The organism is Pseudomonas sp. C1C7 (genome assembly GCF_013359595.1).
Taxonomy (GTDB): Bacteria; Pseudomonadota; Gammaproteobacteria; order Pseudomonadales; family Pseudomonadaceae; genus Aquipseudomonas.
The window spans coordinates 13,169-27,666 of record NZ_JABFMP010000043.1 but is presented as its reverse complement, the minus strand read 5'-3'; the positions used below and the strand labels follow the sequence as shown (position 1 = coordinate 27,666).

Below are 14,498 nucleotides of genomic sequence, written 5' to 3'. Positions count from 1 at the left end.
TCCATCGTCCGCACGCGGATCAACCGTTGGAACAGCCGTTGCCCATGACCTGGTATTGCATCACGTGGCGTTGACCGTTGGAGTCTTCATAGGTCATTTGCGCCGGGACCGGGCCGCAGATGTTGTTGGGGATGTCGGTGATGGTGATGACCTTTTTGATGTCCAGATGTGAGTCGTAGGTGTAGGGCTCGACCGGGGATTTGTTTTCTTCGGCGAAGGCTTGGGTGCCGAAGCTGCCTAAGGCAAGGATGATTGCGATTTTCGAGATGTTCATGCTGTTCACCGTCTCGTTGGTTGGGTTGTTGGAGACGATGCTAGGGCTTTGGGACGGGGCTAAACAGAGAGGTGTTGGACATACACTGTTGTCGAAATGCGGGGGAATAGAATGACGGCTCATTCCCTCGGTTGACTCCCTGAATGTAGGAGCTGCCGAAGGCTGCGATCTTTTGACGTTGCCTTTGAAGATCAAAAAAGCTTTTCAGCGACTGCGATCTTTTAAAAACAAGATCAAAAGATCGCAGCCTGCGGCAGCTCCTACATGAATGGGGTCAGGCCGCTGTTGCCTTCAGTGGCTCACGACGCTGAGCTACCTGAGCCATCACATCCGGTGCAGGCGTCCACGCTGGCGATGCAGGCATCTCCCGCCGCAAGCTGTGAATCAACGTATACGACATCACCAGCAACAGCATCGCAATCGGCAACCCCGCCGCAATGCTCGCCATCTGAATCGCCTTCAGCCCACCGGCCAGCAACAACCCCGCCGCAATCGCCCCTTCCAGAATGCACCACAACAACCTGATCCAGTTCGGCGGATTGGTGCTGCCCAGCGCGCACAAGGTGCACAACACCTGGGTCCCCGCATCCGCCGTGGTCACGAAGTGCACCCCGAGCAACACACACACCAGGATCGACAACGCCGCACCAATGGTCTGGCCATCCAGCTTCTGCAACAGCGTGAACATCGCCGCCGTAGTCTCTTTCTTGGTAGCCAGCAACACGGTGCCGCCTTCGAACTTCGGCTGTTGCTGGTCCACAGTCTGGGTTGCGACGGATGCCTGATACGCCTGGCGATCCTGCTGCTCGTTCTTCAACGCCGCACCACCGAACACCGACATCCACAGAATGGTCACCATCGTCGGCACCACCAGCGCACCGATCACCAATTCACGGATAGTCCGGCCCTTGGAGATACGCGCAATGAACAGCCCGACGAACGGACCCCAGGTCATCCACCAAGGCCAGTAGAACGCCGTCCACCAATTCTGCCATTCGGTGTCCTTCTGAGCATCCATCCAGAAACTCAAACCGACGATGTTCTGTACATAGTCCCCGGTGGATTCAAACATCAAGTTAAGAATGTAACGGGTCGGCCCAAGAGCAAGTACCGCAAACATCAAAATAAACGACAGATACATATTAAGCGTCGATATACGCTTCATGCCTTTGGACAAACCGGCAACCAGCGAAATACAGGCCACAACACTGACAAACAGAATAATGGACAACTGCAACGCAACACTGACCGGCACACCAAAAACATTATGCAAACCGGTATTGATTTGAACGACACCCAAACCCAGCGACTGGGAAACACCAAAGGCGGTAATGATCACACCCATGATGTCGACCACATGCCCGATCCAGCCGTAAATGCGATCGCCAATCAGCGGGTACAGCAGCGAACGCAGCGCCAGCGGCAGGCCTTTGCGATAGGCGAAGTAAGCAAGGCTCAGGCCGATCATGGAGAAGATCGCCCAAGGGTGCAGGCCCCAGTGGAACAGGGTGATGCGCATCGCCATGGTCGCCGATTCGTCGGTCAAACCCTTGGAGAACGGGTTGTCGGCGTAGTGCAGCATGGGTTCGGCCACCGACCAGAAGATCAGGCCGATGCCCATGCCGGCGCTGAACAGCATGGCGATCCAGGAGGCGAAACTGAATTCAGGTCGGTCATGTTCACCGCCCAGTTTGAGGTTGCCGAAACGGCTGACGGAGATGTACAGCAGCAGACCCAGTACACCACTGATCAGTGCCAGGTAATACCACTTGAAGTTATGCAGAATAAACGCGGAAGCGGCTTCGAAGGCCTTGGCTGCCTGTTCGTCTTTAAATGCACAAAATAATACGAAAATGACAACTCCCACGATGGAAGCCACTGTCACAGTCGGATTGAGGCCTTTCAACATGCCGGATTGAGCACGCATTGTTTTTCCCCTTTTGTTTTTGTTTAAGGGCGTAATTGCTGTATTGCAGGACTTTGACTGCAGGTTAATTCCGGTCTAACTCGGTTTTGGCAGCATGGCCAAGATGATTGAATCCCGAACCTCCTTCAAACCATATTTCGTCACCGACTCATGAGAAAAACGCATCAATGAATCCGTTCGTTCAACGCTGATCCGTGCACTCCACAGCAGGCTCACACACCGCCACCAGGTTAGAGCTGGCAATCCCGTTGGGCGTCACCGGATGCTGCAACGGCGCGTCTTTTTGCAGGTACCTGCCGGTGACTTTCGCCTGGCCGACACAGAGCGCCAGCAGCAGCGCACAGCCTGCGTAGAAGTAGTAAATGCTCGATGCACCGAAGTACTGCATCAGTGCACCCGCGATGAGTGGCCCGACGCAGGCGCCGACGCCGAAGGTGATCAGCAGCATGCCCGAGAGCGAAACGCGCAAGGTGGGTTCCATGTTGTCGTTGGCCAGCGCCACGCCCAACGGATACAGACAGAACTGCAAAAAGCCCACACCCGCGCCAAACCACAACAACGTGGTGAACGAAGGATGCTGATAAAACGCCAGCGGCAGGCTGATCACGATCAACAACACCGCCACGGCGCGGATCAGGCTGGCCCGTGGCAAGCGATCCGAGAGCCAGCCCAGGGGCAGCTGTGCCAACAGTCCGGCCGCGATGGACAACGCCATGAACTGCCCGACCTCGGCGGTGGCCAGTCCCTGCTTGCTCGCGTAAATCGCCACCAGTCCGTAGAAGGCACCGTTGAGCATGCCCGACACCAGGACGGTCGCCAGCGATTGTGGGATCCTGCGCAGAAACAGGCGCAGATCGATGGACGCCGCCGGCACCGCTGTCGGATGCACGCTGCGGGTCAGCGCCACCGGCACCGAACTCAGGGCGAACACCATGGCCACGCCGAGCAGCGCGCGAACACCCAGCCCTTCATCCAGGCTCAGCGCCAGGTTGCCGAGCATCATGCCCACGTAACAGGCGACCATGTACAACGCCAGCACACCGCCGCGCTGTTCGGTTTTGGCCTGATCATTGAGCCAGCTTTCCAGCACCATCAACTGGCACATCATCGCCAGCCCCACCAGTGCCCGCAGCAACAGCCAGATCGGCAACGCGGTACTGAATTCATGGGCCAACACCGCCGCTGCAATGATCCCGCCACAGGCCGCATAAGTGCGGATATGCCCCACCTGCGCGATCAGGCTGCGCCCGACCCAACCGCCCACCACCATGCCCAGGGCATTGGCGGCCATCAACGCGCCGCCCGCGGTTTCCGATGCGCCCAGAACATTCAGGCGCAAGGCCAGAAAGGTCATCAGCAGCATCGATCCCAGCTGCATCATCAGGCTGGCCAGATACAGCGCGCCGAACGTCTTCGTCAGTCCAAACACGATGCCGATTCCGAAAAGAAGAAAATGTGAGACCTGGGTGTTAACCCTGATCAATCAAGCCAAAACCCGATCCATGTAGCAGCCGGACGCAGGCTTCGCCAGCTGCTACAGGTTCTGCGGCGGTTTGACTGACTGCATTAACACACCCAGGCAGTTGTCTCAGGCCAACCCGTGAAGCTCTTTCCAGTTCCCCGGATGCACGACATAACCGAACAACGCATGCCCGCCATACACCAGCTCCGTCCCTTCAGGAATCCACAACAACTGACCCGGAGTGACCTCAAACAACTCCTCCCCCACCCGCAACTCGAAGCAGCCCTCAATGACAAAAATCACCTCGTCATAGAGCACCGTCCAGGCCACTTGCGCCCCTTCCCAGCGCGCGAAACCCACGCCGATGTTCGGCGAGATCTCATTGCTCAGGGCCCGGGCCACGAAGGCGGCGCCGGGTGGGCCGCCGCGGAAAGTGAAATCCAGATCCTTGTGATCGACGCGCAGGACCCGACCTTTACCGGCCTTACTCATAACTCGCTCCGGCTGTTCCACGCCGCCAGATGAATGCGCGAGCGCACGCCCAGGCCGAGGAACGGCTCCGGCGGATTGAGCGACGGCATGCCGGTCACCGTGCGGATGTCGTTCAACTGCGCCGAATCGGCACCCACGGCCAGGTCCGCCAGCATCGTCCCGGAGATCGTGCCCCAGGCCGCGCCCACACCGTTGTCGCAGGCAGAAGCGTGAACGCCCGGCTCCAGCTCGCCGAAGAAGTTGGTGAAGTTGCGCGAGATCGCGTAAACCCCGCCCCAGGTGTGGCTGAACGGCACGTCCGCCAGTTGCGGGAAGCGCGACTTGAAGGCCTTGCGATGGGACTCGCGAATCCGCAGGCGCATGCTGTCGCTGGTGCTGCGCCCGTACTTGGGTACGTGCTTGTAGGTGTTGCGGATGATCAGGCGGCGGTCCTGGGTCATGCGCACCGTGGTCCCGGCGTGGTCCGCCGGGGTCAGGCCCCAGTCCAGTTGCCCGCCGTAAGTGGCCAGTTCCGCATCGGTCAGCGGACGGGTCCAGCTGGCGAAGGTCATCACCGGCAGCAGACGGTTACGCAGGTAGCCGAACTCCTGGGTGAAGATGCTGGTGCCCAGCAGCAGTTGCGGCGTGCGGATCACCCCGTTGGTGCCATGCAGAATCCAGCCGCCACGACCGTCACGCTCCAGACGCTGGATCGGCGACTCCTGCAGCAACTCGACGTTCTCTGGCAACGAGCGGGCAAGACCGGTGACCAGCGCCGCCGGTTGCATCAGGTAGCAGCCCGGGGTGTAGATCGCGCCGCTGTAATGCTCGGTGCCCAGCACGCCCGCCAGCTCGGTGGTGCCGACCCGGCGAAACGGTTCGCCCAGGTCGGTCATCAGCCGTTCGAAGTGATCCAGGTAAGCCATGCCGCGAGGGCCGACCGCGCCCTGATACTTACCGGCGTGGGACCACTGGCAATCGATGCGGTGCGCCTTCACCAGGCCCTCCAGCTGGGCGATGGCCGAGCGGTTGAGCGACAGCAGGCGCTGCTTGTGCGCAGGGTCCGGATGCTCCAGGGCAAACTTGTGCGGCAGGTCGATGACGAATCCCGAGTTGCGGCCCGAAGCGCCCTGGGCGACGCGCTGTGCGTCGACCAACAGAATCCGCGCCTGCGGGTGATGCTGGGCCAGACGACGGGCAGCGGCCAGGCCGGCAAAGCCTGCGCCGATCACCGCATAGTCGGCACGCTGATCGCCGGACAGACGTGTGCACGCCGGTTGTTCGGGCAAGGCTGCGTACCAGCCGCAGCTCGAATCGTCGAAAGGCAAATTGATCGAATTTTTCATGTGTACGGCCTCAGGCGACAGCCTGCTGAGTGTTCTGACAGGACTGCAGCAATGCGCTGCGCTGGGTTTGCGCTTGACGCCCCAGAAGGACAAAGCCGTTGAGCCTGCCTTCGGTGTCAAAGAAGCTTGCACTCATGCCGTCCTGGGTCGGGGTGCAGCGCCATTCACCTGCGCCCGCCACGGCCGGGGCCAACAGGCACAGCGGCGCGGCCGGGGTTTTCACTGTCACCGGCATCAGCGGGTAATCCACCGCCGTCGGCTGACCGAGCAGGGTTTTGCTCAGCGCCTGGATGCCCTGGTTGATCGGCGCCAGATACGGCAGCAACTGCCCGTCGATCTCGATGCAATCGCCCAAGGCGTAGATGCCCGGTGCCGAAGTCTGCAGCTGGGCGTTCACTTGAATGCCCCGCCCGACCGCCAGACCCGCGCTCTGCGCCAGGCTCAGATCAGGTCGCAGCCCGACCGCCGACAGCACCAGATCAGCCGTCAGCGTCTCACCGCCAGCAAGCTTCAGCACGTAACCCTGCCCGCTCGTTTCAATGGCGTTCACGGTGTTCTGCAGGTGCCACTTCACGCCCAGATCACTCAATGCCCCTTGCAGCACCTCCCCCGCTTCGGCGGGCAACAGACGCTCCATCGGCCAGCGACCAAGGCCAATGACCTCCACCTCGAAACCGTTGTGGGCCAGGTCGTTGGCGAACTCGCAACCGATCAGGCCGTCACCGAGAATCGCCACCCGCCGCACGCCGGTCAGGCGCTCGCGGAAACCGTGGTAGTCCTGCAGATTGTTGACGCTGACCATCGCCCCCGCCTCGCCTTCAATCGGCAGACGGATCGGTTGCGCACCGCTGGCAATCACCAGCTGGCCGTATTCCATGTCACCAAAACTGGTGCGCAACACACGGGCCGAGCTGTCGATGGACTGCACGGTGCAGTGCGGATAAACGCGGATGTTCAGGCGCTTTTCGATGGCCAGCGGCGACTCGCCGGACAGCGCTTCGGCGGTCTTGCCCTGGGACAGACCGATCGACAGCGCTGGCTTGGAATACAGGTGACCGGATTCCTGGGTCAGCACGCGGATCTCGACCTGCGGGTCCACCTTGCGCAACGCCTGGGCCAGGCCATAACCGGCATAACCGCTGCCGATGATGACGATCGGCTGGCGCGGCGCGGCGGCGATGACCGGCGCGCAGACCGGTGCAATCACAGGCGTCGAGACCGCTGCCGGCGGCGTGCCGACGGCAGTCACCGCTTCCTTGTACTCACTGATATCGAGCATCTCGAAATCAGCCTTGCCCACGTGACACTCCGGGCAGATCCAGTCCTCGGGCACATCTTCCCAACGGGTCCCGGCGAGAATTCCGTCCTCGGGCCAGCCCAGCGCCTCGTCGTAAATCAGACCGCAAACGATGCAAAGCCAAGTCTTGAACATGTTGTTCACTCCCCGGCGACCCGAATCGCCACGTTTTTGGTGCGCACATAGCTGTACAGCGCTTCCTGACCTTTCTCGCGACCGAAGCCCGACAACCCGACGCCGCCGAACGGCGTTTCGATGCCGCCGGCATACCATTCGTTGACGAACACCTGGCCGGATTTCAGGCGCCGGGTGCAGCGCATGGCGCGGCTGATGTCCTGGGTGAACACCCCGGCCACCAGACCGAAATCGGTGCCGTTGGCGATGGCGATGGCCTCTTCTTCGGTGTCGAACGGCATGATTGCCAACACCGGTCCGAACACCTCTTCCTGGGCAATGCACATGTCTGGCGTGACGTCGCGGAACACGGTCGGACGCATGAAGTGCCCGGCGCGATCGGCGAAGGCCTCGCCCCCGGTGACCGCGACCGCGCCGTCGTCGATGGCGCGGCGGCACAGGGCTTCGATGCCCGTCAGTTGCCCGGCGCTGACCACGGGCGTGAGGTCGGCGTTGTCCTGGCCCAGGCCAACGCTGAGGCCCTCGGCCATGGTGACCACGGCCGCAACCACTTCCTCATAGATGTCGCGCTGCACCAGCAGTCGCGACATCGCCGAACAGACCTGACCGGCATTGAAGAAGATGCCCCACTGCACACTGGACAGCAGTTGCTCGAGATTGGCATCGGCGAAAGCAATCGCCGCCGACTTGCCACCCAGCTCCATCACGCTCGGAATCGCATGCTGCGCCGCATCGCGCAGGATCGACTGGCCGGTGGGCACCGAGCCGGTGAAGACGATCTGGTCGACGCTGCGATGGCCGACCAGGTGCGAACCGACTTCGCGACCACGGCCGCAAATCAGATTGACCGCGCCATGAGGCAGGCCGGCCTTGGCGATGGCGCGGATCAGCACGCACATGCCCAGCGGCGACAGCTCCGGCGACTTGATCACCACCGCGTTGCCGGCCGCCAGGGCCGGGGCCAGGGAACGGGCACAGATCGACACCGGGAAGTTCCACGGCACGATCTGCGCCGAGACGCCCATCGGGTCGTACAGGGTGAAGTCCATGTAGCCGTTGCCCAGCGGAATCGAGGTGCCCTCGATCTTGTCCGCCATGCCGGCGTAGTACTCGAAGTAGCGCGCCGCTTCGATGAACTCGTCCTTGGCGTCGCTCAGGCGCTTGCCGTTTTCCTGGCACAGCACCCAGGCGCCTTCATCGGCCACCGCACGGATTTCCTCGGCAATGCGCAGCATCCAGGTGACCCGCTGCGCGGGACGGGCGCGGGTCAGCTCGCCGCTGTCGGCGCAGCGACGGGCGGCCTGCAAGGCGCGCTCGGCGTCGGCCACGGTGGCCTGGGCGATGGTCGCCAGCGGCTCGGCGGTGCCCGGGTTGTTGACCGTCAGGCGCTGGATGCTGTCGACCCATTGCCCGTCGATGTAGTTGAGCCAGTGAGAGGCTATCGGATACATGGCATCGCTCCTCAGGCCGACTCGGTGGTAGCCAGCAGCTGACGCGCGGCCCACTGGTGGAAGAAGTGCGTCGGGATGTCCATTTCCGGAGAGAACGCGCCGCCCTTGTAGCCCGGGGAGTAACGGCCTTTCTGCATGCCTTCCACGGAGCTGATGTCTTCGGCGAACACCACTTTCCAGGACTCGAGGATCGCATCGCGGCAGGCGCTGAACTCTTCACTGCTGGCCGCTTCGTCGCCGACGTAGAACAGGCGCAGGTGCTCGATGGTGCGACCCGGCGACACTGGCTCGAGCTGCATGGCGAAGGCGTGGTCGGCCTGGATGCCGAGTAGAACGTTCGGGAAAAACGCCACGTATTCGGCGTTGCGCAGACGGTCCAGCGGCCAGCTCGGGAACTTCGGCAGGTGGGTACCGGCGACGTCCGACAGGTTGTAGGCGTAGCTGCCCTGACCAGAGAAGTGCTCGCCGACGATGATGTTGTAGTGGTCTTCCAGACGCGAGTAGGAGTTCAGGCTCGGGTGGACCCACGGCAGGTGGTAGGCCTCGCAGTAGTTCTCGACGGCCAGCTTCCAGTTGCAGTTGATGTCCAGCACGGTGGCGTCGTGGCCTGGGCGACGGCTCAGCAGGCTCATGCCGTCTTCACCGAGGAACTGGCTCCAGCGTGCGGTCAGCGGCGCGAGCATGTCTTCCAGAGGCTGTGCTTCGCCGGACAGGTTGATGAACACCATGTCCATCCAGATGGCGCTGCGGATCGGTTTCAGGCCGTGTTTCTCGCAGGCGAAACGCTCGTCCTTGTGCTGGTCGATGCCGCCGACGTGAGGGGTGCCGCGCAGGCCGCCGTTCAGGTCGTAAGTCCAGGAGTGGTAAGGGCAGCGGATCACGCCCTGCACTTCGCCCGCCTCTTCCACCAGCTTCATGCCGCGGTGGCTGCACACGTTGTGGAACACCTGCACCAGGCCTTCGCGGTTGCGCATCAGCAGCAGCGGCAGGCCCATGAAGTCCACCGGTTTCACGGAGCCGGCCTTGGTCAGGTCGCTGGCGAAACCGACGCAGGCCCAGGTCTTGCCCAGGACCTGATCGCGCTCGAGTTCAAAGTAGCGTTGTTCGGTGTAGAACTCGTTGCTCAAACCGGTCGCTTCGTGGATCGGGTTGAGCACGGTTTCGAGGTTCTGGACTGGGATTTGTTGAAGGGTGGTCATTATTGTTTTCCCCTGCTGGGCACGGTATTGGAATTTTCGGCAGGCGCTTTTGGCCGGTCCGTTGGCGGCAATTCTGGGAAAACGCGAGGGGTGTCGACAAACGATATTTCGGGAGGGATTAATGACTTTTCATCATAAATAAACGCCCACAAATCGGCGGTGTGCAGGGTATCGCGGGTGCAATGAGACAGGCTTTTTGTAGCAACTGGCGAAGCCTGCGTCCGGCTGCGCAGCAGTCGTAAATCAGTCAGCGCGGTGTGTCAGAACGATCTCGCACTCAGGTTTTACGACTGCTTCGCAGCCGGACGCAGGCTTCGCCAGCTGCTACAGGGGCGCCGCCGGGAGCTGATTGAGCAACCAGCTGCGAAAACGCTTCACGCTCTGCCGCATTGCGCCACGGGACAGAGGTTCGAGCAGGCAGAATTGCGCATCGGTACGCAATGTCGCTTCCAGGGGGCGCACCAACGCACCGCTTTGCAGATAGTCCTCGACCAGATTCGACCAGGCCAGCGCAACGCCCTGCCCGTTCAACGCCGACTGGATCACCATCGAGTAACTGTTGATATTGATCCGGCGCTTGGGCTCGAGGTTTTTCAGGCCCTGGCTTTGCAACCAGTCGGCCCAGCCCAGCCAGTCCCGCTGCGGATCGTCAAGCACCAGCCAGGTACAGGCCGCCAGGTCTTCGGGTTTGCTCAAGGCCGGATGCTTGGCCAGGTAGGCCGGGCTGCACACCGGGTAGACCTCTTCGGAAAACAGCGGCGTGACCTGCATTTCCCGGGGCGGCGTGCTGCAGTAGTACAACGCCAGATCGCAATCCAGGCGTGAGAAATCCTTGACCTGATCATGGGCGATGATCCGCAGGTCGATCTCTTCGTTTTCACGCTGGAACTCGGACACCTTGGGCAGCAGCCACAACGAAGCCATCGCCGTACTGGTGGCCACCGTCACCTGCTCGGCGCCCTGCCAGTGGCGAATCTCGCCGGTGGCCTGGGCAACCTGCAGCAGCGAGGCGCGGACCGTCTCGTAGTACTGACTGGCGGCGGGGCTGAGTTGGATGGTGCGGGTCGTGCGTTCGAACAGCACCTTGCCCAGGTAATCCTCGAGCAGGCGCACTTGCCGGCTGATGGCGCCCTGAGTGACGTTCAGTTCCTGCGCAGCCAGGGTAAAACTCAAATGACGCGCCGCGGCTTCGAACGCGACCAGACTGTTGAGAGGCGGTAGAGGGTGGATTTTCATCAGGCAAGGTCACGTCGTTATTTTGGTTTTATGGCGGGAGTTTAGCTTTTGGCATCCGTGGGAGCGAGCCTGCTCGCGACAGATGACCCGACCCTGCGCATGGTGTACGAGGCCGCGATCCTCGATGAAGAGGGTTATTACAGCGCCAGGGATTTGCGCATCACCTGCCGGCGAACCAGGCTTCGTCCAAAAAGGCCGCGGGCAACCAGATGGAAGCCATGGCGGGCGATGTGGAAGACATCGTCAAGTCACCGGCCATGCGTCATCCCACGACCCAGGAGCGCAAGGCGAATTTGCAGGAGATTTATCAGGAGGTGACGGCTGGCGGGAAGTAACCCGACCGATGACGCACGTGTAGGAGCTGCCGCAGGCTGCGATCTTTTGATCTTGCTCTTCAAAAGCAAAAGATCGCAGCCTCGTTGCACTCGACAGCTCCTACACGGAGGGTCATGCGAGTTTCAGGCCGATGATGCCGACGAGGATCACCGCGATGCAGAGGATGCGCAGCGGTGCGGTGGAGTCGCCGAGCACGGCCATGCCGATGATCGCGGTGCCGACTGCGCCGATGCCGGTCCAGACCGCGTAGGCGGTGCCCACCGGCAAGGTGCGCAACGACAGCGACAGCAGAAACACGCTCGACAGCCCGGTGACGATTGTCAGCACACCGGGGACCAGTCGCGTGAAACCTTCGGAACCCTTCATGAAGAAGGCGAAGGCGATTTCCAGAACGCCGGCGATCGCCAGCAGTGCCCAGGCCATGTGCCTCTTCTCCTATCGAAGTGCTCGCCCGGTGTCGAAGCCGGGCGAGCGAGCATAAAAGCGATCAGGCGGTGACAGCCGCCGCCGGTTTCGAACGGAATGCCACGCCAAGTCGGTTGAAGGCGTTCATCAGGCTGATGGCGTAGGTCAGGTCGGCCAGTTCCTTCTCGCTGAACACCGCCGCAACGGCGGCATAGTCGGCATCGCTGACGCCGGTTTCAGCCACGTTGGTGACACTTTCCGCCCATGCCAGGGCCACGCGCTCACGTTGGGAGAACACGTTGCCCGCGTCATGCCATACCGGCACCAGCACCAGTTTTTCTACCGAAACGCCGAGGCGCAGCAGATCACGCGAGTGCATGTCGATGCAGAATGCGCAGCCGTTGATCAGCGAAATCCGCAGATAAACCAGATCGACCAGCTCGGCGGGCAAATCGGTTTTGAGCAGGTAGCCATAGACATTGCCGAAGGCCTTGTAACCCTCGGGAGCGGCGCTGGCGTAGTCGATACGTTGAGTCATGATGAATCCTCGGGATTGCTGTGTGGAGGACTGCATGCTGAGCCTGCTTGGCCTATGGTTGAAGAGCCATGTTCTGGATTGTGCACTGGGCCATGATGGACCAGTCGCTTGGTCGATTCATGGCCCTTCAAGGGAGGCCGTGAAGGCCAGTAGGCTCCCTTTTTACCCATGCCACACCGCTCACCCGTAACCGCTGGCGAAGGCTGCGTCTACAGGTGAGCGGTGTGGCTCGATGAGTTTTTCCAGAGTGAATTCATGACCAACCCCATCAACAGCCAGTCGCCCCTCGACCCCACATCGGCGGAACCGATCTACCGGCAAATCTACTGGCGTTTTCGCGGGGCGATCAGCGATGGCGTGCTCGCGCCGGGCGAGCGCATTCCGGCGGCGCGGGCGCTGGCCAAGGAGCTGGGGTTGGCCCGGGGTACGGTGGATACCGCGTATTCGCTGCTGGCGGCGGAAGGTTACATTCAGCCGCGCGGTCAGGCGGGGACGGTGGTGGCTGCGGGGTTGAATATCCGGCCGACGTCGGAACACCCAGACCCGACATCTCCGTCACCTGGCGCAACGCCGCGGCACAAGGCGCCGGTTCTGCCCTTCCAGATGGCCCTGCCGGCGCTGGACGAATTTCCGCGAAAAATCTGGGCGCAAATCGGCGCCCGCTGCGTGCGCGCCACCGGCGTTGCGCAAATGGCCAATCCCTCGGCCCAGGGCCTGGAATCCCTGCGCAACGCGATCGCCAGCTACTTGCAAGTGGCGCGCGGCATCAGTTGCCAACCTTCCCAGGTGTTCGTGACCTCGGGCTATCGCAACACCCTGACGCTGATCGTTCACGCCTTGCTGCAACCCGGCGACCGCGTCCTCGTGGAAAACCCCGGCTACGCCCCTACCCGCCAGTTGCTGGAGCTTTTGCGGATCGGGATACAAGCCGTGGACGTGGACCGCGATGGCATGCAAGTCACCCAGGGCATCGCCCGGTCGTCCGGCGCTCGCGCAGCGGTAGTCACCCCGGCGCATCAGAGCCCGTTGTGCATGTCGCTGTCCTTGCCGCGTCGTCTGGAACTGCTGGAATGGGCGGCCCGCGAGCAGGCGTGGATCATCGAGGACGACTACGACGGCGAATACCGCTACGTCAGCCGCCCGCTGCCCGCACTCAAAAGCCTGGATCGCGAGGGGCGCGTGCTTTACGCAGGGACCTTCAGCAAAGTGCTGTTTCCCGGGGTCCGCATCGCTTATCTGGTGGTGCCGCCGGCGCAGGTCGAGCGCTTCGAACAGGTCGCCCGGATGTTCCTCGGCGGCGTTCCGGAACTGACCCAGGCCATCGTCAGCACCTTCGTCACCGAGGGGCATTTCGCCCGGCATATCCAGCGCATGCGCAAGCTCTACGGCGAACGCCGGGCAGCGGCAGTCAAGGGCCTGAGCAATGCCTTGGGTGATGAGGTCAGAATCGACGCGCAGCCCGGCGGCATGCACCTGATCCTGCGCCTGACCCGGGCGCAATCGGACCTCGAACTGGTGGAGCGCCTGTTGCACGCGGGGATCTATGCCGAAGCCTTGAGCGAGTGCTACATCGGTCCGCAAAGCGAATGCGGCCTGATGCTGGGGTTTGCCAACATCGACTCGCAAGCCAGCGCCGAACGACTGGGCGAACGCATCCGCGCCTTGCTCTGAAGCCTGATCATGGTCCATGCAGACAGGCAATTCTTGGCTCTTTGTGACTGGTCCAAGCGGCCACATCATGCAGACCCGACTTGTCACCGATTACCAAGGGTCCCATGAAAATATTGCGCGTGATCTGCAGCCCGCGAGGGACTGCCTCCGAAAGCTATCGGCTTTCACAAACCCTGATCAAGCACCTGATCGACGCTCATCGGGGCAGCGATTTCATCATCACCGAACGGGGTGTCACCGGCCTGTCCCATGTCGATGCCGACTATGCCCATGCCGTGAGCAAACGTCGTGATCCGGCCAGCCTCGCCGCCAGCCAGGGCGCGCTGCTGCAGGCCGAACAACTGATCGGCGAACTGGAAAGCGCCGATTGCGTGGTCATCGCCACGCCCATGCACAACCTGATGGTGCCCTCGGCGCTCAAGGCCTGGCTGGACCATGTGATCCAGGCCGACCGCACCTTTCGCATCACGGCTCAAGGCAAGGTCGGCGCGCTGCGGGATCGGCCGGTGTATGTCGCTGTCGCGTCGGGCAGCACCTTCACCGGGGCCAATGCCCACCAACCGGATTTCCTGCGGCCCTGGCTGAGGACCGTACTGGCAAGCATCGGACTGCTCGATGTGCGGTTTTTCACCGTGGAAGGTACCGGCCAAAAGCCCGAGGCGCTAGAGGTCATCCGCGAGAGCGCCGAGCGGGCAGCGGCGAAGTTCTTTCTGCAAGACTGCATTGCCTGAATGTCCATAGCGAGCGAGC

General features: G+C 61.9%; 14 protein-coding genes and 1 pseudogene. 3 read left to right on the top strand and 12 right to left on the bottom strand.

Features of this window, described 5'->3' with window-relative positions; genetic code table 11:
* Positions 1-19 precede the first annotated feature (19 nt).
* From HNO86_RS25920 to HNO86_RS25880, 10 genes and pseudogenes are all read right to left on the bottom strand, one after another.
* Positions 20-274 carry a DUF2790 domain-containing protein gene (locus tag HNO86_RS25920; protein WP_175379771.1) on the bottom strand — a complete coding sequence of 85 codons (255 nt, stop codon included), beginning with the start codon at positions 272-274 and terminating at the stop codon, positions 20-22.
* 274 nt (positions 275-548) lie between these two features.
* Positions 549-2,201 (bottom strand): BCCT family transporter, encoded by a 1,653-nt coding sequence (locus HNO86_RS25915; RefSeq protein WP_175379770.1) that lies wholly within the window; start codon positions 2,199-2,201, stop codon positions 549-551.
* Positions 2,202-2,382: 181 nt separating this feature from the next.
* Entirely contained in the window at positions 2,383-3,630 is a 1,248-nt protein-coding gene (locus HNO86_RS25910) for an MFS transporter (RefSeq protein WP_175379769.1), read from the bottom strand.
* 159 nt (positions 3,631-3,789) lie between these two features.
* On the bottom strand, positions 3,790-4,155 hold the full coding sequence (locus HNO86_RS25905) for an ethanolamine utilization protein EutQ (protein ID WP_175379768.1): 366 nt from the start codon (positions 4,153-4,155) through the stop codon (positions 3,790-3,792).
* Positions 4,152-5,480 (bottom strand): FAD-binding oxidoreductase, encoded by a 1,329-nt coding sequence (locus HNO86_RS25900; protein ID WP_175379767.1) that lies wholly within the window; start codon positions 5,478-5,480, stop codon positions 4,152-4,154. The genes HNO86_RS25905 and HNO86_RS25900 overlap by 4 nt, the downstream gene beginning before the upstream one ends.
* Positions 5,481-5,490: 10 nt before the next feature.
* The gene (locus tag HNO86_RS25895; protein ID WP_256672763.1) at positions 5,491-6,759 is read right to left on the bottom strand and encodes an FAD-dependent oxidoreductase; all 1,269 of its coding nucleotides are present in this window, start codon (positions 6,757-6,759) and stop codon (positions 5,491-5,493) included.
* A pseudogene (locus HNO86_RS30365) lies at positions 6,748-6,912 on the bottom strand (rubredoxin); the annotation flags it as partial. The pseudogene HNO86_RS30365 and the gene HNO86_RS25895, both read right to left, overlap by 12 nt.
* Positions 6,913-6,917: 5 nt before the next feature.
* Positions 6,918-8,363, bottom strand: coding sequence for an aldehyde dehydrogenase family protein (locus HNO86_RS25890; protein ID WP_175379765.1), 1,446 nt, complete (start codon positions 8,361-8,363; stop codon positions 6,918-6,920).
* Positions 8,364-8,374: 11 nt separating this feature from the next.
* Positions 8,375-9,562, bottom strand: a complete 1,188-nt coding sequence (locus HNO86_RS25885; RefSeq protein ID WP_175379764.1) for an aromatic ring-hydroxylating dioxygenase subunit alpha — start codon at positions 9,560-9,562, stop codon at positions 8,375-8,377.
* Positions 9,563-9,886: 324 nt separating this feature from the next.
* Positions 9,887-10,798, bottom strand: coding sequence for a LysR substrate-binding domain-containing protein (locus HNO86_RS25880; protein ID WP_175379763.1), 912 nt, complete (start codon positions 10,796-10,798; stop codon positions 9,887-9,889).
* A 209-nt stretch (positions 10,799-11,007) separates the two neighbouring features.
* On the opposite strand from HNO86_RS25880, the gene HNO86_RS30360 reads away from it, so the two are divergent.
* Complete coding sequence (locus HNO86_RS30360) at positions 11,008-11,133, top strand: hypothetical protein (protein WP_256672762.1); 126 nt, start codon at positions 11,008-11,010, stop codon at positions 11,131-11,133.
* 112 nt (positions 11,134-11,245) lie between these two features.
* On the opposite strand, the gene HNO86_RS25875 is transcribed toward HNO86_RS30360, so the two are convergent.
* Positions 11,246-11,557 carry a multidrug efflux SMR transporter gene (locus HNO86_RS25875; RefSeq protein ID WP_175379762.1) on the bottom strand — a complete coding sequence of 104 codons (312 nt, stop codon included), beginning with the start codon at positions 11,555-11,557 and terminating at the stop codon, positions 11,246-11,248.
* A 64-nt stretch (positions 11,558-11,621) separates the two neighbouring features.
* A complete protein-coding gene (locus tag HNO86_RS25870; RefSeq protein WP_175379761.1) occupies positions 11,622-12,077 on the bottom strand; it encodes a carboxymuconolactone decarboxylase family protein in 456 nt (151 codons plus the stop codon).
* Positions 12,078-12,332: 255 nt separating this feature from the next.
* Between HNO86_RS25870 and HNO86_RS25865 the strand changes: the two genes are divergently transcribed.
* The gene (locus tag HNO86_RS25865; protein ID WP_175379760.1) at positions 12,333-13,748 is read left to right on the top strand and encodes a PLP-dependent aminotransferase family protein; all 1,416 of its coding nucleotides are present in this window, start codon (positions 12,333-12,335) and stop codon (positions 13,746-13,748) included.
* Between the two features lie 104 nt (positions 13,749-13,852).
* Positions 13,853-14,479: an FMN-dependent NADH-azoreductase gene (locus HNO86_RS25860; RefSeq protein ID WP_175379759.1), complete on the top strand. Its 627-nt coding sequence runs from the start codon at positions 13,853-13,855 to the stop codon at positions 14,477-14,479.
* Positions 14,480-14,498 lie beyond the last annotated feature (19 nt).